Source organism: Streptomyces sp. NPDC086549 (assembly GCF_044746205.1).
In the GTDB taxonomy this organism is placed as follows: Bacteria; Actinomycetota; Actinomycetes; order Streptomycetales; family Streptomycetaceae; genus Streptomyces.
In genome coordinates this window covers 154,895-176,197 of record NZ_JBIVBS010000018.1, presented here as the reverse complement: position 1 = coordinate 176,197, position 21,303 = coordinate 154,895, and the positions used below count along the sequence as shown (strand labels likewise).

Sequence of the window (21,303 nt, the reverse complement as noted above, 5' to 3'; positions counted from 1 at the left end):
CCTGCGTGCGCTCACCCTTCCGTTCCGGGCGGGGGTGCCACCGGCGCCGGACGCCGGTGGACGAACGCGAGCACCGCGCCCGTCCCGATCAGCGCGGCGAGCGCCCCGAAGCCGTAGGTGAGCGTGGTGAGTGAGGCGACGGCGGCGACGAGGAGGGGCCCGCCCGCGTCACCGAGTTCCCGGCCGAGTTCGGCGGCTCCCATGGTCTGGCCGAGGCGCTCCGTGGGGGTGCTCGCGGCCAGCGCCGCGAAGCCGAGCGGGGTGATCAGACCCGTACCGACGCCGGTGAGGGCGGCTCCGACGAGGATGCCGGTCAGGCCCGGCAGCATCGCGCAGGCCAGACCCGCCGCGGTGACCGACAGCCCCGCGGCCACCCCGGAACGGGTGGTGAGGCGCCCGTCGTCCAGAGCGCGCCCCGCTCGCGGCTGGACGACCGCGGCGCAGCCTGCGAGCACCGACACCGCCGCGCCGGTCGCGACCGTGCCCAGCCCGGCGGCGCGGCCGGAGACCGGAAGGAAACCGACCCCGACCGACAGGGCCGCGGTCGCCGCCGTGAGCGCGGCCGTCGGTGCGAGGAAGGCCGGATCGGCCAGTCGCCGGGCCAGGTCCAGCACCGTCTGCCGGGCCTTGGGCAGCGGTGGTACGACGGGGACGGCGAGCGCGGCCCAGGCGGCGACCGCCGCGCCGAGCACCGCGAGGACGACGAACAGCAGCCGCAGGCCCCCGGCCCACACCAGCACTCCGCCCAGCAGCGGGCCGAGCGTGTAGCCGACGGACTTGTAGAAGCCGTAGCTGCCGAAGGCCCGCCCGTGTTTCGCCGCCGGGTTGAGCCGGGCGACCAGCGTGGCGGCCGAGGGGGAGAACGCGGAGGCCGCGGCACCCTGGCCGAGGCGGGCGGCCCACAGCCAGCCGGGGCTGTCCGCGACGACGTACAGCGCGGACGCGACGGCGAAGGCGGCGAGCCCGCCGAGCAGCACGGGGCGGGCGCCGACGCGGTCGGCGAGGGTGCCGAAGAGCGGTTTGAGGAGCACCTCGGCGCCGTCGTAGAGGGCGAGCAGCCCACCGAGCACCAGCAGGGAGGTGACCGCGCCCTCCGTGTGACCGCCGAGGTTGGCGGCGATGCCGTGCGCTCCGAAGGCGGTGGTGAACCCGGCCGCGTACAGCGGCCACATCTGCCGTGCCGGGGCCGCCCGCGCGGTCACCGCTCGTCCTCGGGTGTCCGGTGCAGAGCGGAGAAGACACGCTCGGCGTAGTCCTCGCAGGCCGCGGCGCACCGCTTGAGCCGCCGCCCGGCCTCGGTCGCCTCCGGAGCACCGAACACATCGCGCGCGGTCAGATCGCGATGCCGGCGCCGCAGCCGCTCCAGGGGCCGGCACGTCCGGCACGGCCCAGATCCCCTGGCCGAGGGAGAGCGCGCCTGCACGAAACCGAATGTAGCAAGCGTTGCATCCACTGTCGTACCGGCTGTGCACGTCCTCCGCCCGCGGTGGAGGACCACCGTCAGTGGTGGTGCTCGCCGTGCGCGCCGCCCTGCGCATGGTCATGTCGCGCGTGCTGGTCGTGGCCGTGGTCCGCGTCCGGTGCCCCGCCCATCATGCGGAGCATGGACCGCCCGCCGGTACGGAAGAACCGCACGAGCAGGATCGCGGCCAGGGCCAGGAAGGCGATGTTGAGCCAGGTGGTGTAGTTCCAGGAGACGCCTTCCATGGGGATCTTCGCGTGGCCGCGGTCGGGAACGAGGCCGAGACCGCCGAAGACGAATTCCACGACGTATCCGGCGACGACCATGGCCAGGTAGAAGGTGCCCAGGAGGAAGGCGGCCATCCTGGCGCCGTAGTACTTCCGGTAGATGTTGAGGATCGGCAGGATCAGCAGGTCGGCGAAGATGAACGCCACGACACCTCCGAAGCTGATGCCGCCCTGCCACAGCACCACCGCCAGCGGCACGTTGCCGATGGAGCACACGAACGACGCCATCGCCACCAGCGGGCCGATGACGGGACCCCACAGCTTGGCCGCGAGTGGGTGGCCGTCGAAGAAGAAGGCGTGCCAGAACGAGTCGGGCACCCAGGCGGCGATGGCACCGGCGATGAACAGGCCCAGTACCAGGTCGCGCAGGATCGCCGCCCACTCCATGACGAAGACGTGCGCGGTGGCGGTGAAGCCCGCCGGGGAGAACAGCCGTCGGGTGAAGGAGCCCTCTGCGTGGACGGACATGTCCATCGCCGCATGGCCCTCCATCGACCCGGCCAGCCCCCTCTCGGCCTGCGCGCGGGCTCGGCGCAGCAGCGTGTCCCGCAGGAACAGGCGGAACAGGACGGCCAGCAGAAGGATCATGATCGGGCCGCCGACGAATTCGGCGGCGGTGAACTGCCAGCCCATCAGCAGCGCCAGGATCACACCGAGTTCGACGACGAGGTTGGTCGAGGCGATCTCGAAGCCCATCGCGGCGGTGAAGTTCGCGCCCTTGCGGAACAGCGAGCGCGCCAGCGCGACCGCGGCGTAGGAACACGAGGAGGAGGCTGCGCCCAGGCCGGCGGCGGTGGCGAGGGTGCGGGGCCGGTCGTCGCCGAGGAGGGAGACGATCGTGGACTTGCGGACCACGGCCTGGACGACGGCCGACAGGGCGAAGCCCAGGATCAGGGCCCAGGTGATCTCCCAGGTCATGGATCCGGTGATGGACAGTGCGTGCAGTACGGCGTGCATCTGTAGAGCCTTCCCCGCCCTTGCGGGCGTCAGCCGGCCCACGGAGTCAGGGCCGCCGTGTGGAGGTTGCCGTGCGGAGGTTGCCGCAGTTCAGGCGCTGCGGGTGAGGTCGTCGATGGCGAGCGCCGCGCGCAGGGTGGTCAGGTCGCCGACGCTGGTGAGGGAGACGCCGAGCAGGCTCTCGATGCGCTTGACGCGCAGGCCGACGGTGTTGGGGTGGACGAAGAGAGCCCTGGCGGCGGCACCGGTGTTGAGATCATGGTCGAGATAGGTGCGCAGGGTGGCGACGAGATCGGTGGCGCGACGCCGGTCGTAGTCGCGCAGGGGACCGATCCAGCGTTCCGCGAGGACGCCCATGCGGTGGGGGTCGACGTCCGCGAGGAGCATGCCGATCATGCCCGCCGACGTGACCGTGAGGATGTCCTCGCCGGGGGCGTACGGGATGAGCCGCAGCAGACCGAGGACCAGACGGAAGGCGCCGGACAGCCGGTCGGGCGTCGGGCACGTCTCGCTGACGGCGACGCGTACGCCGCCCTCCATCGTCCGGGCCGCGACCGTACGGACGTGCCGGGCGAGTTCCACCACGCCTTCCGCGTCGGCCGCCGGCGCGACGACCGCGACGGCGCCGTCGCGGAGGGCGAGCAGGGGTCTGGGCCGGGGGCGGGCGAGGACGAGGGACTGGACCAGCCGCAGGAGCTGCGCGGTGCCGGATTCGGGTACGGGCTCCGCATGGCGCACGGCCAGGACGCGCTGGGGCAGCCGCAGGTCACTGCCGAGCCGGTCGGCGCGCGCGATCAAGCACCCGGCGGCCAAGGCGTACGCCGTCTACGCGATGATCGACGAGGCGTACGCCGTCAACGCCTCCCTGCCCGAGCACGAACGCTCGGCACCCCGGCTGCTGGCCATGCAGATCGCCTGCGAGACGTACTGGGTCGGCGGCGGACTGATCGGCGTCGCCCTGGGCGCGGCCCTGCCCGCGCCGGTCAAGGGCCTGGAGTTCGCCCTGTGCGCCCTGTTCACCGTGCTCACCCTGGACGCGTTCCGCTCCCGGGCGGAGCTGCCGTCCCTGCTGCTCGCCGGCGCGAGCGTCACCGTAGCGCTGGTCCTCACCCCGGGCATGGCCATGTTCACCGCGTTGCTGCTCTTCGTCGGCCTGCTCCTGGTCCGCCACGCCGTCACCGCCCGCCGCACCGCCCGGGAGCCCGCGCATGCCTAGCACCCCGTACCTGATCTCCGTCCTGGCGATCGTCTTCACCATCACCTTCGCCCTGCGTGCCGTCCCCTTCGCCGTGCTCGGCCGGCTGCGCGGCTCGGCGGTCGTGCGACGGCTGGCGGTGTGGATGCCGGTCGGCATCCTCGCCGTCCTCGCGGTGACCGCACTGCACGGCACGATGACGAAGGACCCGCACGGCACCTGGTACGCGCTGCTCGCCGTCGCCGTCACGGTCGCCGTCCACCTGGCCTTCGGCCGCCGCACCATCCTCAGTGTCGGTGCCGGTACCGCCGTGTACGTCGTCCTGCTCAACGCCTGCGCCTGACACCCAAGGAGAATCGGCCGTTGTCCCTCTCGACCGCGCCCCGGGGCAGTTACTTCGAGCCCATCGACGACCACCGCTACAAGCCGACACCGCACGCGAGCGGGGCCTGGGCCCCGGACGAGCAGCACTTCAGTCCGCTGGGCGGGCTCGTCGCCCACGCCCTCGACCGCCACCGGGCGGCCGGTCCGGACAAGGGGCTGTCCCTTTCCCGGATCAGCTACGACATCCTCGGGCGCCTCGCCCTCGACGAGTGCGAGATCGAGGTGGAGACCGTCCGCCCCGGCCGGACCATCGAGCTCCTGGAGGCGGTCGTACGGATCGCCGGCCGCCCGGTCGTCCGGGCCCGTGCCTGGTATCTGGCCGACCTCGACACCAACGCCGTCGCGGGCGGCCCCGACGACCGGCTCACCCCGCCGGATTCGCTCGCCTCGTGGCCGATCGCCGAGGTCTGGCCCGGCGGCTACATCCATTCCCTGGACGTCCGCCCGGTCGCACCGCCCCGGCCGGGCCGTACGGCCGCCTGGGTCTCCACGCCACTGGACCTGGTCGCCGGAGTTCCGGTCGGCCCGCTCGCGTCGTATCTCGCCCTCGTCGACACCGCCAACGGCATCGCCGTGCGCCGGCCGCCCACCGAGTGGATGTTCCCCAACGTCGACCTGACCGTCCACCTCCACCGCCGGCCACGGGGCATCTGGACGGGACTGGACACCAAGGTCACCTTCGGCCCCTCCGGCCAGGGCCTCACCAGCACGGTCCTGCACGACGTCGACGGCCCGGTCGGACATGCCTCGCAGATCCTCACGGTCCGTCCGCTGCCGGGGGCTTAGGCGGCCCCGCGACGAGGACCCGCCCCCGTCCCCCGGTGTCCTCGGGGTCCGCGGCACGCAGCGCCTCCGGGCGGGGCGGTGTGCGTTCAGCTCGCCGCCCGCACCCGGGCAGCCGTCTGATGGACATGCCGGAGCTGTACACGCGGCTGCTGACGAAGTGACCTCACTCGGCTTCCCGTATTCCCTCGTCCTCACCGGTGGGTAGGCCGTCAAGGCCCGGCGGCTCGTCAACCGCCGGTCGAGAAGCCTCGGCGCCGTCCCACGTCTCTCAGTGAGCCGCCGTCCGCAGATCCGAGAGCAGAGCATCGAGGATCGACTCCTCTTCGACACGTACTCCGTGCTCGGTCATCGCGGCGGCCAAGCGCGGATCCCACGGCGTCGCGGCGGCCGTGCCTGTCAGGTACTGCGGCTCGCTCACCCCGGCCACGGCCGCCTGGTAGTCGGCGGCTTCGAACCGCCAGGGGCGCCACGGGGCCACTCTCCCGAGTGCGGTGGCGATGCGCACCCCGCCCCAGTCGAAGTCCGCGTGGTGGAGGAGCACCGCTCCGCGTGCGGACAGGCCGCGCAGCAGGGCGAGCGCGGCCGCCGAGGGCTGCCCCTGGAGGCACACCATGGGCGGGCAGGCCGGGCCGAGGGCGTCGGCGGCGGCCGACAGGACGGCCGGGTTCTCGCACACGTGGACGTCTCCAGTCGCCGTCGTGATCCCGTTCGCGGTCCGGCGGGTGAGGGAACGCAGCGTCAGGGCCGTGGGTTCACCCTCGTCGGCCATCCAGTCGAGGGCGGGTGTGCCGCGCAGGTTGAGGGTGAGGACGGTGGATGACACGTCGTCCTTGAGCAGTCCGGCCGAAGCCCAGGCCTCGCGTCGCCACTCGGCACCGGCTCCGTCGGGGAAGCCGGTGAGCGCACGGATCCCCGAGAGCACGAGCGTGGCGAGCGGGGTTCCTTCGTCCAGGGCGTGGGCGCCGGTCAGCCGCAGTGCCGCGAACGCCGCCCGTGACGTCGGAGGGTCGGCCGGCAGTGCGTGGAGTGCGCGCACGGCGGCGGTGACGAGGGGGCCCGCGGCCTCGGGGGTGCGGGCGAGTCGCCGTACGAGGCCGTCCTCGCGGATCCGACCGGCCCAGTCGGCCAGTTCGGCGTTCACGCCGGCGAGGGGGGCCAGTGCCTCCTCCCACGCCTCGGCGAGCCTGTCCCGTGCCTCCGCGCGCGGTACGACCGGCCCGGTGAGGGCGACCACGGCGGTCTCCAGGCCGTCTGGGCTGACGCCGGAGCGGCGCAGGACCTCGTCCACTGTGTCGAGGCGTACGGTCAGGGACCGTCCGGCGCTCGGGGGGCGTCCCAGCAACCGCTCGGCGGCCCGGCGCTGGAGGTCGTCGGGGCGTGCCAGGGTGACCGTCCCGGTGAGCGGCCGTCCGGCCGCCATCCGCTGCCTGACGCGCTCCAGGAGCCAGGCCAGCCCCGGGTCCCCGAGCAGCCGCCCGAGCCGGTCACCGTCGACCTTCGCCTCGGTCGCCGACGGGTTCACGTCCACGGGGTCCCCGGTTCCACCGTGGCGCGGAAGGCGTCGAGCGCGCCGACTTCATGGGCGGGACCGGGGAATGGTGCAGGAACCGGTACCGGGCCCGCGGTGGTGCCGGGCTCGGGACCGCGTCTCCGTTCGCCGCCGTCCCATTCCCATCGGGTCACCAGCACGGCGTCGATGTCGTCGACCCGGGACAGCTGAGCGATGGCGATGCCGGGGACCTGCGGGTAGCAGGCCCACTCGCGTTCGCTGGTCATGACGACGTCGAGGTCGAAGGCGCGCAACAGGCCCAGGCACTTGGCGCGGGAGTCGTCGTCGACTCCCGCGAACGCCTCGTCGAGGGTGACGAGGCGCGGCGCGTGGGCGCCGCCCGCGCTCGCGTAGTGGGAGGAGGCGGCGGCGAACAGGGGGACGGACGCGGCGAGGACGCGTTCGCCGCCGGAGGCGGGGCCGGTGGCCGGTACCCATCTGCCGTGCTGGTGGCGCTCGACGCCGAACTCGTGCCAGGCGCGGTAGTCGAGGGCGGCGGTGAGGTCCTCCTGCCAGCTGCCGGTACGGTCGTCGGCCTGTCGGCGGGCGATCTGCTCCTGGAGGAAGGCGCCGACGGCGGCCCGGTCCTCGGGGGACCAGGCGTCGGCGGACTGGCGCAGCCGGTCCCTGGCCTGGGCCAGCCCCTGCGGGGCGCGGCGGGAGGCGCGCCAGACCAGGCGCAGCTTCATGCCCGTGGACGTCGGGCGCTCCTCCAACTCCCGGTTCATGGCCTGCACTTGGCGTTCGGCCGAGCCGATCAGTTCCTGAAGGGTGCCGGCGACCTCGGTGATGAGGTGGGTCTGCAGGATCTCGCGTTCGTGCGCGGACAGGATGCGGGTCAGTTCGGCGACCTCGGTGGCGAGGGCTTCGGCGAGCTCGGGGACGCCGCGTTCGCGGCCCTGGTAGACGATGTCGACGCGCATGCCGTCCTCGCCGGGGCGGGCCGTGGCGGTGTGGCCGTGCCGGGACAACGCGTCCTGGAGCCGTCCGAGTTCCTCGCTGAGATATCGCTGGATGCGTTCCCAGGCCGCGTCGGAGTCCTCGGTCGTGGCAAGACGGGACTCGATGGCGCGGGCGAGGGTCACGGCGGGGGTGGCCGCCCAGGGCCCGCCGTCCTCGTCCGGTACGGGCAGGTCGGGGAGGGCCACGGCGAGCAGTCCGGTCGCCGTGAACCGCTGGAGCGCGGCGACGGCCCGTTCGCGTGCGGCGGTGGCGTCGGTGACGTCCTCGGCGAGCCGCTCGATGCGCCCCTCGGCATGGCCGGCCCGCCGGTCGGCGGCCTGGATGTCCTCCTGGGCGCGCTGCTGTTCGCGCTCGCAGGCGCGTGCGGCTTCCCCTGTCTCCTCCAGCAGCCGCTGGAGTTCGGCGACGGCCGCTCCGACGGTCGAGCGGAGGGTGCGCAGGTGTTCGTCGGCGGCCGCGGCGAGGCGGGCCGCCTCCGTTGCCCGTGCGGAGAGCTCGGCGGCCAGTTGTTCGGCGCGGCCGGTCTCGGTGCGTTCCCCGTCGACCGCCTGCTCGGCGTCCGCACGCTCGCGCGAGGCGGGCCAGAGCGCGGCGAGGTGCACCGCGTGGTCGGCGAGCGCATGCCGTACGGCGGCCAGACCGTCCCGTCCGGCGGGGAGGTTCAGGTCGGTTGCCGTGCCGTCGAGTTCGTTCGCCGCACGATCGGCCTCGGTCACCGCGCCGGCCAGTTCGGCGGCCCGCTCCCGCTGCCGGGTACGGGCCCGGTGGACGGCTTCGGCCGCCGCGCCGAGCTGGGCGTGGGCGCGACGCAGGTCGTCCTCGCCGGGCACGGCGGCGAGTTCGGCGTCGAGGACGGTGCGCCGTTCGGACACCGCCCGTCGCTCCTCGGCGAGTTGCTCCCGCTCGGCCTCCAAGGCCGTCTGTTCGATGTGCAGTTCGGCGATCCGGTTCCGGCGGTCCTGTTCCCGTGCCTTCTCCCCCACGTACTGGGCGCTGTCCTTGGCCCAGCCGCCGGTGAGCGCGCCGACCCGGAAGCGGCCGTCGGCACAGACCCAGGTACGGCTGTCACCGTCCTGGTCCGCGTCCACCAGCGTGATAGCGGCCAGCAGGCGCTGGACGGTCTGCTCGCCGACGGCCGCGGCACCGGCGTCGGTGTGGTCGACGGCCGGGCACAGCGCGCGGTCGAGTCCGTTGCCGGTGGGCAGGTCGAGGGGGTCGAGAAGGACGTCGTGGCCGTGCGCCGATACCGCCGTGCCGTCCGGCCGCACCCAGGCGTCGAGGAGCCCGGAGGCCTCCAACGCGGCTTCCAGTCCTGCCTGTTGCGCCTGCGTCACGTGCGGACGGAAGTCGACGAGCCGCCACAGCGGGGCGCCGAGGGCGCGGGTGCGGACGTCGGCGGTGCGGGTGTGGGGGGCGGTGGGTCCGCGCTGACCGCCGGTTTCGAGAGCGGCCAGTTCCTCGGTGCCCCGGCGCAGGCGTTCGGCCGTCGCCTTCTCCGACTGGGCCAACGCGGCGGCCCGGTCGGCCAGTCGGGCGCCGAGGACGCGGTGTGCGGCGGTGGCGGCGAGTCGGGCCGGGTGAGGTCCGTCCAGGGTGCCCGTCCAGCCCTGTACGGCGTCGAGCACCCCCGGCAGCCCGTCGACGCGCAGTTCCACGAACCCCGACAGCTTCTCCCGGACGGCCGCGACCAGGGCGTGTCCGGCCTCCGCAACCGCCTCTTCCGCCTCCGCCAGCTGTACCGCGCTGCGCCCGGCCTCCTCGTCGGCCTCGTCGGCGCGCAGCCGGGCGGCCCTGCGGCCCTCCTCCGCGCGTTCGGCCGCCGTCACCAGGGTCTCCACATGGTCCACGGCCCGCCGTCTGCTCGCCATGGCCTCGTCGGCGGCCCGCCGCAGGGCCGGGGCGGGGGCTCCGGAGGTCCGGGGTACGTCGATGCGGGCCGCCGCCGCGCTGTCGGCGACCCTGCCTTCGATGTCGTCCAGGGCTTCCTGGGCGGCGGTCAGCCGGTTCGTGGCGGTGGCGAGCCGCCCGAGGGCCCGAGTGTGCGCTGCGGCGGCCTGCTGCCGGTCCGCCTCGAAGCGGACGGCGTCCCCGGCGGTGCGGGAGGCGTCGACCGCCGCCTGGTCGAGGGCGCGGGCGTCGCGCATCTCGGGCCCGGACCGCAGTGCCGCGTCCTGGGCACTGAGCCGGGCCGCCCGCTCGGCGAGCGCCGCCGCGCGGTCCTGCGCCTCGGTACGGTCGGTCACGGCCCGGTCGTGGTCGGCCTGTGCCCTGACGAGTTCCCGCTGGAGGTGTTCGTAACGGGCGTGTTCGGCGCGGGGCAAGCGAGCCCGGCGGCGGGCGGCGATGCGGGCGTAGCGCCGATAGTGGTCGAGGAACGCCGACGACGCCTGCTGGGCCTCCCGGGCCGCCCGCAGTTCCTCCTTCTCCTCGTCCAGTGACCGGAACGCCTCCGCCGCGTCGGCGACGACCGCCTGGTCCATCGGCGCCAGCGCCTCCGTCAACGCCCGTGACAGCGCTGCCTCGTTGGGCCGCTTGGACAGCTGGGGCTGGCGCAGCTGGATGAGCAGGTCGACGAGCGCGCCGTAGCGGCGCTCCCCCAGCCCGAACAGGGCCTCGTCGACCGCGCGGCGGTACGCCTTGGCGGTGTCGTAGACCATGCCGTGGCCGCCGATGGCCTCGGCGAGCCGGTCCCGGGACAGGGCGGTTCCGGTGGCGTCGAGCAGGTCGAGTCCCGCGGCGATGCGCTGGGTGGTGACGGCGAACCAGTGGCGGGCGATGCCACGTCCGGCGACGGCCTTCAGGCCGCACAGCAGGGTGCGGAAGTGGGCCTCGCCGGTGGTGTCGTCGAGCCGACCGAACTCGATCCAGGTGTAGCCGAGACGTTCCGGGTGGGGGTGTTCGCCGCCCAGGAGCAGGTTCCACTCCATGCGTTTGCCGGGGTCGCCGTCGGGCTCGACACGGCGCGCGGAGAGGTCGCCGTCGAGCAGGAACGGCAGCGTGAGAGCGAGCACCTTCGACTTGCCGGTGCCGTTGTTGCCGCGCAGCAGCAGCCGGCCGTCGCGGAACCAGAACTCCTCGACGTCGTAGTGGAACAGGTCGACGAGCCCGATCCGCAGGGGCCGCCACCGGCCGGGCGACGGGGCGGGCAGCACGAACGCCGGGGGCTCGGTGCGTACGGTCTGCGCGGGCGGGGCGGTCACGGCGCGGGTCACCTTTCGTCGCCGGTGGTTCTGATGACGGCGTCACCGACCGCGTACCGCGCGAGGGCGGGGCGGGGCACGACGCCTCGCGGGGTGTCCTCGGCGAGTCCGAGGGCCTGGAGCTTGGTCAGGGCCTGGGCCACGAGTGCGGGTTCGGCCCCCGGCTCGCGGGCCGTCTTCGACCAGAAGTTGCCGTGCTCCACGGCGAGTTCGCGCACGTGCGCGGCAAGCTCGGCGACCGTGACGGGCCGGTCGGCCTGGGCCAGGTGCTGGGCGAGGAGCAGGGTGATGTGGCCGTGGGTGCCCTGTTCCGGCATGCGTACGTCGGTCAGGTCGTCCAGCGGATCGACCATGGCGATGCCTTCGGCCCGCACCTCCGCGACCAGGCCTGTCAGTTCGGTGATCCGGGCCGTGATGAAGCCGCGTTGCCTGGTGAGATAGGCGAGTTCGTCGTCGGCTAGGTCGTCGTAGTAGAGCACGGGGTCGTCGAGGAGGCGGCGGGTCAGCGTCCAGCGGATGGTGCGGAAGCGCAGTTCGTCGCTGTCGAGGGCGGTCCGCGCCGTCATCTCCGTCAGGCGTCCCGCGAAGTCCTCGGCCTCGACCAGGGAGGGGCCGCGCAGGGCGGCGGGCATCCCCGCGAGGACGCGTCGGCGTACGTCGTACAGCACGTCACCGGAGCCGCTGACGTACGCCTCCTCGTCGCCTGCGACCCGCCGCAGCACACCGAGCCGGAGCAGCAGGCGTACGACGGCGGCGAGGTCGAGGCGTTCGTCGCGCCGCTCCAGGGTGAACTCGATTCCGGCGGAGAGGAGTTCGGGGTCGGCGGCGGCCAGGACGACCTGTTCGGCAAGGCGGCCGAGGGCGACCTGGGCCTCACCGCGCTCCAGGGCGGCGAGGGTCAGGCAGAGCAGGACGTAGCGGCGGCGGGTGAAGGGCAGGGCGGTGCGGGCCGCCTCGCGGGCGGGGTGGGTGGCGTCGGCGAGGGTGCCGGGTGTCTTGCGCAGCCGGGCGGCGTCGGCGTCGGTGCGCAGCGTCCAGCCGACGTTGCGTTCGAACCAGTCGCGCAGCGCGGTGGCGTGCCGGCGCACCAGCCGGAACTCGTCGGCGTACGGCCCGTCGGCGGTCAGCAGCGGCTCCTTCAGCAACGCGCGTGCGGCGCGCTGGAGTTCGGCCTCACGCTGGCCTTCGAGGACCTCCGTCAGGGGGCCAGAGGGGCCAGAAGGGCCGGTCATCGGTTCTCCCCCGTCCCGGTCGCGGTGAGGTCGACGATGTCGATCAGGTGGTCGGGACCGCTGAACACCCCGTCGGGGGTGTGCACTTCGGCCGTGGCGCCGTCGTCGAGCGCGGTCAGCCGTATCTCCATCGACCCGTCCGAGCTGGTCGCCGTGGTGGTGGTCATGCCGGGCCGCCAGGTGGCGAGGGCGTCGCCGAGCAGGCGCAGGAACAGCTGGAAGGCGAGGGGGTCGAGTTCGCCGAGCCGGGACAGCCGTACCGGCCCGTCCGTCGCGAGCCGGTCGCGGGCCCGTCCGGCCTCCGCCGTCTGCCGGGCGGCGAGTTCGGCGAGCCGCCGTTTCGCCTCGCCCCGGTCGGCGACCCGGCGCGGCTTGCCCCGGCGTTCGTAGCTTCCGGTACGGCGTAGCTGGGGGCTGATCCGCAGGGGACGCGACTTGGCCCAGGGCGTCGAGGCGGGCTCCGGGGCGGCGGCACGTTCGGCGAGGGTGTCGGCGTCGACGGTGAGATGCCGGGACGAGTGCAGTCCGAAGGCCACCCGCCACAGCCGGTGCCGCGTCTCGTCGTCCGGTGCCTGGGCGAACCAGCGGGCCAGCGTGCGGAAGTCGGCGGAGCGGTCCGAACGCCCGGCCCGTCGCTCGTTCAACTGCCGGACGACGGCGAGAAGTTGCGGAATGGCACCGAGGGCTCGACCGCGCAGCAGCCGGGCCTGCGACTCCCGGTCCTCCTCCGACACGAACCACTGGGCGAGCCCGGACCAGCGCGCCGCCCACCTCTCGTACGCCGCCGCTTCCGCCCGCTCGGCCTCCTCGGGAGCGGCGTCTGCGGCCTCCCGCCCGGCGGCGAGGGCCAGCAGCGGCTCCACCCTCCCCTGTTCCTCCAGCTCGCCGATGAGCAGGGCGATCCGCCCGCCGAGCGTGATCAGATCCTGGATGAACCGCTCCAGGTACTGGATCAGCCGGTCCTTGTAGGCGAGGAACGCCTCGACCTCGATGTCGTGCAGGTCGATGGTGCGCTGCAACGACCCCATGAAGGCACGCGCGTTGTCCGCGAGGTCGGTGAAGCGTGTCGTGAGGACGGACAGCGCGATGGACACCTTGGCCGGGTCGGGCTCGTCCTCCTGGGCGATCACCAGCAGCGCCCGCAGTTGCGTGACGATGTCGTGCAGCGCGACCGCCTGGAGTTCCCCGCGCCGTCCGAGCGTCGCGTCGTACGTTCCGAGCGCCGCCTCGGCCGCCTCACCGGCCCGGGTGAGCTGGTAGATGAACCGCCTGCGGTAGAAGTCCTCGACCGCCGTCACCCGGGCGTGGTCGGGATCGGCCCGTAGGTTTCCCCATCCCACGAGCCTGTCCAGCGCCGTCACCACCGACTCGACGTCACCGGGCCGCGCGTCCGCGTCCAGCGCCGCGAACACGTCCTCCGGCCGCAGATGCACCGCGAACCGCTCCTTGGCGGCGAGGAACGCCCCCATCACCTGGCGGTAGAGGGCGGAGTTGGGCGTGGTGAGGTGCGCGAACGGGCTGTAGTCCTGCGAGGTCATCGTGGAGCCATTGTCCCTGATGGCCGCCCCTGCCCGGGCGCGATGTCCGGTTTTCGTCTCACACCAGGGGCGTGGCCGCCGCACACTCCGCCCACACCGTCTTGCCCGGCCCGCCGGACCGCGCGTGCCGGCCCCAGCGGGACGCGAGCCCTGCGACGATGACCAGCCCACGGGCCTCGGGGTCCGCGGCGCGCAGCGCCTCCGGGCGGGGCGGTGTGCGTTCGGCGCGGGTGTCGGTGACCTCGATCCGGACCACCGCAGCGGCGGGTCCGGTCACGTACAGGCGCAGGTGGAAGTCCCGGCCGGACACGTGCCCGTGCCGCACCGCGTTGGCGGTCAGCTCGCCGACGACCAGCGCGACCGCCTCGTGCGGGCCGCCGCCGTACGGGATCCCCCAGGTGTCCAGCCGGTGGGCGGCCGGCCTGCGGGCGAGACGGGCGCCGCGCGGGGTGGAGGTGAAGCACATCTCGAAGGCGCGGCCCGGCGCGACAACGGCGGTCAAGTCGTCCGGTGGGCAGGCGGGTTTGTTCGTCATGCCGACAACGGTGTCTTCGGTCGCGTAGCGTGACCAGTGGTGACGCACTGACGCGGGCCGGTTGTACGCGCGGTGGCGGTACGAGTACGAGCGGCGCGGCGTGACGCCGCCCCGGACGCGGGCGTTGGGGCAGGGAGGTGGTAGGGGTGACGGAGGCTACGGAAGAAGAGAGCACCGCGGGCCAGGCGGCGGACGCCTCGGGCCGGGGCGTGGTCGTCGCGTTCGGCCAGACCATGTTCAGCGGCGCTGAGGGCGGACAGTGCGTCGAAGTCGCGACCGCGGGAGTCGTGTGCACATCCGTGACTCCAAGGCCGTAGCCGCACCCGTCATCCGTGTGTCGCGTGCAGCGTGGGCGGAGTTCGTCGGGGAAGCCTGACGGTCGCGGTGATCTGAAAGGCGAGGGGTCCAACGGCCCGCAGGTCAGGAGCCCTTCGCCACCGGCTCCAGAATCGCGACGCACTCCACGTGATGCGTCATCGGAAACAGATCGAACGCCCGCAGCGTCCGCACCCGGTACCCGCCCTCGCGGAAGTACCCGAGGTCCCGGGCCAGCGCCGCCGGGTCACAGGCGACGTAGGCGATGCGGCGGGCGCCCAAGGACGTCAGGTGAGCGACCGTCTGCCGGCCGGCGCCTGCCCGCGGGGGATCGAGGACGATCAGGTCCACCTCGGTGATGCCGGTGCGGGGGAGGACGGACTCGACCTTGCCCTGCTCGATGCGAACACGGGGGAAACCGGCCAGGTTGTGGCGGGCGTCCTCGACGGCGCGCTTGCCGGACTCGATGCCGAGCACCGCGCCCTTCTCGCCGAGGCGGTCCGCGAGCGCGCCGGCGAAGAGGCCGACGCCGCAGTAGAGGTCGAGGGCCATCTCGCCCTTGCGCGGGAGCAGGCCCTGCATGACGGCCTTGACCAGGGTGTCGGCGGCCTTCGGGTGGACCTGCCAGAAGCCTCCGCTGCCGACGCGGTACGTACGGTCGTCGGCGCGCTCACGCACGAACGCACGGCCGTGGACGCGGTGGATGCCGCCGTCCTTCTCGTCGACGCGCATGACGGAGACGGGCTTGTCGAGCTCGACGAGGGGCAGCCGGGCGCCGGGGCGGGGCTCCAGGATCACCATGCGGTCCTGGGAGCCCGTGGCGGCGATCGCGTCGACGGACGCCATACCCGACCAGTCCCGCTCCTCGATGCCGAGTTCGGTGACACCGGGCGCGGCGATCATGCAGTGCTCGATCGGCTCGACCTCGTGCGAGCGGTGGCGGCGCAGTCCGGCGTTGCCGTCGGCGTCCACCGCGTACTGCACGCGGGTGCGCCACTGGGGCACCTCGCCCGTGGGGAGCTTGTCGCCCTCGGCGGGCATGACGGTGCCGTCCCAGCCCGCCTCCTCGGGCGTGAGGCCCGCCAGCCGCTGGAGCTGCTCGGCGATGACCTCGCCCTTGAGGCGGCGCTGGGCGCCGGGCTTGGCGTGCTGCCAGTCACAGCCGCCGCAGCGGCCGGGGCCGGCGTACGGGCAGGGCGCCTCGACACGGTCCTTGGAGGCCTCCAGTACCTGGACCGCGTCGGCACGCAGGTACCGCGCGCCCTCCTCGCCCTCCGTCACCCGGGCCACGACCCGCTCGCCCGGCAGCGCGTGCCGGACGAACAGCACCTGGCCCTCGGACGTACGGGCGACGCAGTGACCGCCGTGGGCGACGGGGCCGACCTCGACCTCGTACTCCGCCCCCACCAGCGACTCCACCTGCGACTTCTTCGGTTCTGCCTGCATGGTGGGGTGACTCCAGATCGAGGGGCGTACAACAGCCCACCAGTCTACGTCGTCACCCGCACCCCTCAGTCCCGGCCGCTGGGCTCCTTCGCCCGCTGCTGCTCGGCCGGACCGCGGCGCACCGCACCCGGCGCGCTCCACTCCTGCCGCTTGCGGGCGCGGAGCTTGGCCGCCTCGGAGGACTCCAGCTGGTACGGCACCGAGGTGACCATGACGCCCGCTGTGAACAGCAGACGGCCCTTGAGCCGCAGGGCGCTCTGGTTGTGCAGCAGGTGCTCGTACCAGTGGCCGACCACGTACTCGGGGATGATCACCGAGACCGCGTCACGCGGGGACTCGGCGCGCAGGCCCTTGACGTACTCGATGATCGGCCGCGTGATCTCGCGGTACGGCGAGTCCAGCACCTTCAGCGGTACGTCGATGCCGCGCCGCTCCCACTCCTCGCGCAGCGCCTTCGTCTCCGCCGGGTCGACGTTGACGGTGAGCGCCTCCAGGGTGTCCGAGCGCATCAGCTTGGCGTAGGCCAGAGCGCGCAGGGTGGGGCGGTGGATCTTGGAGATGAGGACGACGGAGTGGACGCGGGACGGCCGCACACTGTCGTCGCTCGGGCCCTCGGGGGCGGCGATCTCCTCGGACACGCGGTCGTAGTGGCGGCGGATCGCGGTCATCGTCGCGTAGAAGATGACCATGCCGAGCAGGGCCACCCAGGCGCCGTGCGTGAACTTGGTGACGAGGACGACAACCAGCACCAGGCCGGTGAAGAAGGCGCCGAAGGCGTTGATCGCGCGGGAGCGGACCATGTGGCGGCGCTTCGCCTGGTCCTGCTCGACGGCGAGGTGGCGGTTCCAGTGCCGCACCATGCCGGTCTGGCTGAGCGTGAAGGACACGAACACGCCGACGATGTACAGCTGGATCAGCCGGGTCGAGTCGGCGCCGTAGATGACGGTCAGCAGGGCCGCCGTGCCCGCGAGCAGCACGATGCCGTTGGAGAAGGCGAGGCGGTCGCCGCGGGTGTGCAGCTGGCGCGGGAGGTAGCGGTCCTGGGCGAGGATCGAGCCGAGCAGCGGGAAGCCGTTGTACGCCGTGTTCGCCGCGAGGAACAGGACCAGGGCGGTGGCGGCGGCGAGCACGATGAACAGGAAGCTGCCCTTGCCGAACACGGCCTCGGCGACCTGGGAGATCACCGGGTTCTGGACGTAGCCGGAGCCGATCGGGACACCGTTGTGGATCAGGTCGGTGGCCGGGTTCTCGGCCATGCGGACCTTGGTCGCCATGGCCAGGGCGATGATGCCGCAGAACATGGTCACGGCCAGCAGGCCCATCATCGCGAGCGTGGTCGCCGCGTTCTTGGACTTGGGCTTGCGGAAGGCGGGCACGCCGTTGGAGATCGCCTCGACGCCGGTGAGCGCGGCACAGCCGGAGGAGAAGGCGCGCAGCAGCAGGAAGACGAGGGCGAAGCCCGCCAGGCCCTGATGCTCGGCCTTGATGTGGTAGTCGGCGGTCGGTGCGTGCATGGTGTCGCCGAGGACCAGGCCGCGGAACGCACCCCACGCGATCATGATGAAGACGCCGCCGACGAACACGTACGTCGGGATCGCGAAGAGCTTGCCCGACTCCTTCACGCCCCGCAGGTTCATCAGCGTCAGCAGCACGATCACCACGGTCGCGCAGAGCACCTTGTGCTCCACGACGAAGGGGACCGCGGAGCCGAGGTTCTCGATGCCGGAGGCGATGGAGACGGCGACGGTGAGGACGTAGTCGACCAGCAGCGCGCTGGCGACGGTGAGTCCGGCCCTGGGGCCGAGGTTGGTGGTGGCCACCTCGTAGTCGCCGCCGCCGCTCGGATAGGCGTGGACGTTCTGCCGGTAGGAGGCGACGACGGTGAACATCAGCACCACGACCGCGACCGCGATCCAGGGGCTGAAGTGGTACGCCGACACGCCCGCGATGGACAGGACCAGCAGCACCTCTCCCGGGGCGTAGGCCACGGAGGACAGCGGGTCGGAGGCGAAGACGGGGAGTGCGATGCGCTTCGGCAGGAGGGTTTCCCCCAACCGGTCACTGCGCAGAGCGCGCCCGATCAGGATCCGTTTGGGCACGTCGGTCAGTTTGGACACGACTGAGCATGGTAGGCCTTCGAACTGGCTGTCGCCCACCCGAGTCTCACGATCTGCCTCAAGAGTGAAATCGAACCCGACTGGAACTGCGGATTCCGTGGTCGGCGCGCTCACCGTGCCTAGATGGCAAGCCCCGCCTGTCGCCGCCCCTCGGAGGTTCCATGCCCGCGACCGCAGAGCTCATCGGCGCAGCGGCCGCCCTCGTCGGCCTCGGAATCCTGACCTTGATGAGCGTGCGCAGCATCACTCGGGGCGCCGACCTATCCGGTGCTGCCCCGGGCACGTCGCGGGCTGTGGGTCCCGGTCCGCGGCGCGCCCGGGGGCGGACGGCGCCGCCGAGCCGTCCGCGGGGCCCTCACCCGCGCGGTGCAGGCTCCCCGGAGGCCCGAGCCGGGCTGTCGGTCCCTGCGGTTACGGTGGACTTGGGCACACACGGGTGGCGATCCGTACCCGCGGGGGATCACACGGGGGATTCCCCGGCATGATGTTGCCTGGTGGACCGCGAAACAGGTCCCCCGACCCGTTGCCCCGGCGAGCCGAGAGAAGGATATGAGCACTGCGTTCACGCAAGTCAGCGGCCTAGCGAGGAGTGCGGGGTAAGACCGTGCACATCGTCATCATGGGCTGCGGAAGAGTGGGCTCCGCTCTTGCCCAGACCCTGGAACAACAGGGCCACACGGTCGCCGTGATCGACCAGGACCCCACGGCCTTCCGCCGGCTGGGCCCGGGATTCGGCGGCCGCCGGGTCACCGGCATCGGCTTCGACCAGGACACGCTGCGCGAGGCGGGCATCGAGGAGGCCGGCGCCTTCGCCGCGGTCTCCAGCGGTGACAACTCGAACATCATCTCCGCGCGCGTGGCCCGCGAGATGTTCGGCGTGGAGAACGTCGCGGCCCGTATCTACGACCCCCGCCGCGCGGAGGTCTACCAGCGCCTGGGCATCCCCACCGTGGCGACGGTCCGCTGGACCGCCGACCAGATGCTGCGCCGCCTGCTGCCCTCCGGCGCGGAGCCGCTGTGGCGCGACCCCACCGGCGGCGTCCAGCTCGCCGAGGTGCACGCCTCGCCCAAGTGGGTGGGCCACAAGATCAGCAAGCTGCAGGAGGAGACGGGCGTCCGTGTGGCGTTCCTCACCCGCCTCGGCGAGGCGATCCTGCCCACCTCGCAGACGGTGCTGCAGGAGGGCGACCTCGTGCACGTGATGATGCGGCCGGACGACGTCGAGAAGGTCGAGGCGGCGTTCGCCGGGGGCCCCGAAGAGGAGGGCGGTCACTGATGAGGGTCGCCATTGCCGGTGCCGGTGCGGTCGGCCGTTCGATCGCCGGCGAACTGCTGGAGAACGGCCACGAGGTCCTGCTGATCGACAAGGCGCCGACCGCCATCTCGGTCGAGCGCGTTCCGCAGGCCGAGTGGCTGCTGGCCGATGCCTGTGAGATCACGTCCCTGGACGAGGCGGCGCTCCAGCGCTGCAACGTGGTGATCGCCGCCACGGGCGACGACAAGGTCAACCTGGTCGTCTCGCTGCTCGCCAAGACGGAGTACGGCGTCCCGCGCGTCGTGGCCCGGGTGAACAACCCCAAGAACGAGTGGCTGTTCACCGAGGCCTGGGGCGTCGACGTGGCCGTCTCCACGCCGCGTCTGATGTCCGCCCTGGTCGAGGAGGCGGTGAGCGTCGGCGACCTGGTCCGCCTGCTCCGCTTCAGCCACGGCGACGCCAACCTCGTCGAGCTGACCCTCCCGGAGGAGTCGGCCCTGGCCGGCACCCAGGTCGGCGAGGTCGAGTGGCCCGAGGACACCTCTCTGGTCACGATCATCCGCGGCACCCGAGTCCTGACCCCCACCAAGGACGACTCCCTGGAGGCGGGCGACGAGCTCCTGTTCGTGGCCGCTCAGGCCCGGGAGGAGCAGTTGGAGGACCTGCTGTCGGTGCGGCGCGAAGAGAGCTGACCGTTTCGACGGGTACGACGGTGAAGGGCGCCCTGGCTTCCAGGGCGCCCTTCTTCATCAGCCCGTCCGGCGCTTGAGGACGAGGCCGCCAGGCCGACGGGGGGCCCGGGGGCGCAGCCCCCGCGGACGTGGACACCAGTGCCGGATCACGTCTCGCGCCGGTGACGTCCACTCGTCGTCTCGCCCTGCACCGCCGCCAGTGCCGCCTTGCGCTCCTCCTCGGCCTTCTCCTCCGCCTCCATCTCCGCGAAGACGTCGATCGGCGCGGGCGCCTTGGCGAGGAACACCCAGGTCAGCCAGACCGCGAGCAGGAAGGGCGGGATCTTCAGGGCGATCAGGACCCAGCCGAGCTGAGCCGTGTTCGCCCACCAGTAGAGCGGGAAGAGGATCGCGCACTTGGCGAGGAGGATCAGGCCCCAGGCCCAACTGGCCTTGGCGTATGCCTTCTTGCGGCCGGGGTTGCGGGTGCGCCAGGAGAGGTTCTCCTTGAACACCGGGCCGAGGATGAGGCCGATCAGGGGAACGCCGGCGAGGGTCGTGATGATGTACGCCAGGGCCAGGCCCAGCGTGTACAGCATGCCGGGGAGGTAGAAGTCCTTGGCATTGCCGGTGAACATGGCGAAGACCACACCGAAGGCGACGCCGAAGACACCGCTGAAGGCGTGCTTGACGGTGTCCTTCATCGCCAGCCGGACCACGACCAGGACGAGCGACACGGCCAGCGCGGCGATCGCGGACCAGTGCAGGTCCTTGTTGATCGTGAAGATGGTGACGAAGAGCAGTCCGGGCAGGACCGTCTCGACCATGCCCCGGACACCGCCGAACGCCTCGAACAGCGCGGCCTCGGTCACCGCCCTGGCGTCGTCCTGCTGAGTGGTGTCTTCGGTCGGCTTGTCGAGTGACGTCACGGGCTACTCCCGTCCGAGGGGTCTCAGTTCGTACTTGGGATTGAACAACACACGGCGGCCCCGGCTCATGGAGATCCGGCCCGACGCGATCAGCCTGCGCCCCGGTTCTATCCCCACGATGGAACGCCTGCCGAGCCACACCACGTCCAGGGCGGCGGAGCCGTCGAACAGCTCGGCCTCCAGGGCCGGGACTCCGGCACGCGGCCGCAGGGTGACCGTGCGCAAGGTACCAGTAACCGTGACGATCTGCCGGTCGTGGCAGTCACCGATCCGGACACAGCCCGCTATGTCGGCGTCCTCCCGCAGCTCCTCGGACTCCAGGTCCTCCTGGGACGAGGAAAGCCGGTCGAGCATGCGCCGGAAACGGCCCACCGGCTTTTCGGAACGAGGAACAGCACTCATATCTGAAGCGTACCGGGGAGCACTGACGGCAACGTACCCACGGCCCTACCACTCGAATCCGTATCCGTATCCGTGTCCGC

Annotated in this window: 18 protein-coding genes and 1 pseudogene; 6 read left to right on the top strand and 13 right to left on the bottom strand. The window is 72.6% G+C overall.

Annotation, left to right across the window (positions count from 1 at the left end; all coding sequences use genetic code 11):
* Positions 1–11: 11 nt before the first annotated feature.
* The 4 genes from ACIPSA_RS40920 to ACIPSA_RS40905 all read right to left on the bottom strand — a co-directional run bounded on the left by ACIPSA_RS40920 (position 12) and on the right by ACIPSA_RS40905 (position 3,504).
* On the bottom strand, positions 12–1,172 hold the full coding sequence (locus tag ACIPSA_RS40920) for an MFS transporter (protein ID WP_402644670.1): 1,161 nt from the start codon (positions 1,170–1,172) through the stop codon (positions 12–14).
* Positions 1,173–1,198: 26 nt separating this feature from the next.
* Positions 1,199–1,423: a Chromate resistance protein ChrB gene (locus ACIPSA_RS40915; RefSeq protein ID WP_402644598.1), complete on the bottom strand. Its 225-nt coding sequence runs from the start codon at positions 1,421–1,423 to the stop codon at positions 1,199–1,201.
* A 77-nt stretch (positions 1,424–1,500) separates the two neighbouring features.
* Positions 1,501–2,706 (bottom strand): permease, encoded by a 1,206-nt coding sequence (locus ACIPSA_RS40910; protein WP_402644596.1) that lies wholly within the window; start codon positions 2,704–2,706, stop codon positions 1,501–1,503.
* A 90-nt stretch (positions 2,707–2,796) separates the two neighbouring features.
* Entirely contained in the window at positions 2,797–3,504 is a 708-nt protein-coding gene (locus ACIPSA_RS40905; RefSeq protein ID WP_402644593.1) for a PucR family transcriptional regulator, read from the bottom strand.
* A gap of 34 nt (positions 3,505–3,538) precedes the next feature.
* Between ACIPSA_RS40905 and ACIPSA_RS40900 the strand changes: the two genes are divergently transcribed.
* The 3 genes from ACIPSA_RS40900 to ACIPSA_RS40890 are packed head-to-tail and all read left to right on the top strand — an operon-like array spanning position 3,539 to position 5,071.
* Positions 3,539–3,922 carry a hypothetical protein gene (locus tag ACIPSA_RS40900; protein WP_402644592.1) on the top strand — a complete coding sequence of 128 codons (384 nt, stop codon included), beginning with the start codon at positions 3,539–3,541 and terminating at the stop codon, positions 3,920–3,922.
* Positions 3,915–4,244 (top strand): branched-chain amino acid transporter permease, encoded by a 330-nt coding sequence (locus tag ACIPSA_RS40895; protein ID WP_402644589.1) that lies wholly within the window; start codon positions 3,915–3,917, stop codon positions 4,242–4,244. The genes ACIPSA_RS40900 and ACIPSA_RS40895 overlap by 8 nt, the downstream gene beginning before the upstream one ends.
* A 20-nt stretch (positions 4,245–4,264) precedes the next feature.
* A complete protein-coding gene (locus ACIPSA_RS40890; protein ID WP_402644588.1) occupies positions 4,265–5,071 on the top strand; it encodes a thioesterase family protein in 807 nt (268 codons plus the stop codon).
* Between the two features lie 268 nt (positions 5,072–5,339).
* Here ACIPSA_RS40890 and ACIPSA_RS40885 read toward each other — a convergent pair whose 3' ends face one another.
* From ACIPSA_RS40885 to ACIPSA_RS40865, 5 genes are read right to left on the bottom strand one after another with little or no spacing between them, the layout of a single operon-like run.
* Entirely contained in the window at positions 5,340–6,599 is a 1,260-nt protein-coding gene (locus ACIPSA_RS40885) for a TIGR02679 family protein (RefSeq protein ID WP_402644585.1), read from the bottom strand.
* On the bottom strand, positions 6,590–10,783 hold the full coding sequence (locus ACIPSA_RS40880) for a TIGR02680 family protein (RefSeq protein ID WP_402644583.1): 4,194 nt from the start codon (positions 10,781–10,783) through the stop codon (positions 6,590–6,592). Before ACIPSA_RS40880 ends, ACIPSA_RS40885 begins: the two co-directional genes overlap by 10 nt.
* Before the next feature lie 8 nt (positions 10,784–10,791).
* Entirely contained in the window at positions 10,792–12,015 is a 1,224-nt protein-coding gene (locus tag ACIPSA_RS40875) for a TIGR02678 family protein (RefSeq protein ID WP_402644580.1), read from the bottom strand.
* On the bottom strand, positions 12,012–13,553 hold the full coding sequence (locus tag ACIPSA_RS40870; protein ID WP_402644578.1) for a TIGR02677 family protein: 1,542 nt from the start codon (positions 13,551–13,553) through the stop codon (positions 12,012–12,014). The genes ACIPSA_RS40875 and ACIPSA_RS40870 overlap by 4 nt, the downstream gene beginning before the upstream one ends.
* Positions 13,554–13,611: 58 nt before the next feature.
* On the bottom strand, positions 13,612–14,088 hold the full coding sequence (locus ACIPSA_RS40865) for an ATP-binding protein (RefSeq protein ID WP_402644575.1): 477 nt from the start codon (positions 14,086–14,088) through the stop codon (positions 13,612–13,614).
* A 233-nt stretch (positions 14,089–14,321) separates the two neighbouring features.
* On the opposite strand from ACIPSA_RS40865, the pseudogene ACIPSA_RS40860 reads away from it, so the two are divergent.
* Positions 14,322–14,464 (top strand): annotated as a pseudogene (locus tag ACIPSA_RS40860) (DUF397 domain-containing protein).
* A 44-nt stretch (positions 14,465–14,508) separates the two neighbouring features.
* Here the strand turns inward: ACIPSA_RS40860 and ACIPSA_RS40855 are convergent.
* Both ACIPSA_RS40855 and ACIPSA_RS40850 read right to left on the bottom strand, forming a co-directional pair.
* On the bottom strand, positions 14,509–15,849 hold the full coding sequence (locus ACIPSA_RS40855) for a class I SAM-dependent RNA methyltransferase (protein ID WP_402644573.1): 1,341 nt from the start codon (positions 15,847–15,849) through the stop codon (positions 14,509–14,511).
* A 65-nt stretch (positions 15,850–15,914) separates the two neighbouring features.
* Positions 15,915–17,966, bottom strand: a complete 2,052-nt coding sequence (locus tag ACIPSA_RS40850; protein WP_402644570.1) for an APC family permease — start codon at positions 17,964–17,966, stop codon at positions 15,915–15,917.
* A gap of 604 nt (positions 17,967–18,570) precedes the next feature.
* On the opposite strand from ACIPSA_RS40850, the gene ACIPSA_RS40845 reads away from it, so the two are divergent.
* Together ACIPSA_RS40845 and ACIPSA_RS40840 are read left to right on the top strand one after the other, a co-directional pair.
* Positions 18,571–19,242: an NAD-binding protein gene (locus tag ACIPSA_RS40845; RefSeq protein WP_402644567.1), complete on the top strand. Its 672-nt coding sequence runs from the start codon at positions 18,571–18,573 to the stop codon at positions 19,240–19,242.
* Positions 19,242–19,913, top strand: a complete 672-nt coding sequence (locus ACIPSA_RS40840) for a potassium channel family protein (RefSeq protein ID WP_402644564.1) — start codon at positions 19,242–19,244, stop codon at positions 19,911–19,913. Before ACIPSA_RS40845 ends, ACIPSA_RS40840 begins: the two co-directional genes overlap by 1 nt.
* Before the next feature lie 146 nt (positions 19,914–20,059).
* Here the strand turns inward: ACIPSA_RS40840 and ACIPSA_RS40835 are convergent, their stop codons facing one another.
* Both ACIPSA_RS40835 and ACIPSA_RS40830 read right to left on the bottom strand, forming a co-directional pair.
* Positions 20,060–20,821, bottom strand: coding sequence for a DUF3159 domain-containing protein (locus ACIPSA_RS40835; RefSeq protein ID WP_402644561.1), 762 nt, complete (start codon positions 20,819–20,821; stop codon positions 20,060–20,062).
* Positions 20,822–20,824: 3 nt separating this feature from the next.
* Positions 20,825–21,223: an OB-fold nucleic acid binding domain-containing protein gene (locus ACIPSA_RS40830; RefSeq protein ID WP_402644559.1), complete on the bottom strand. Its 399-nt coding sequence runs from the start codon at positions 21,221–21,223 to the stop codon at positions 20,825–20,827.
* Positions 21,224–21,303: the final 80 nt, after the last annotated feature.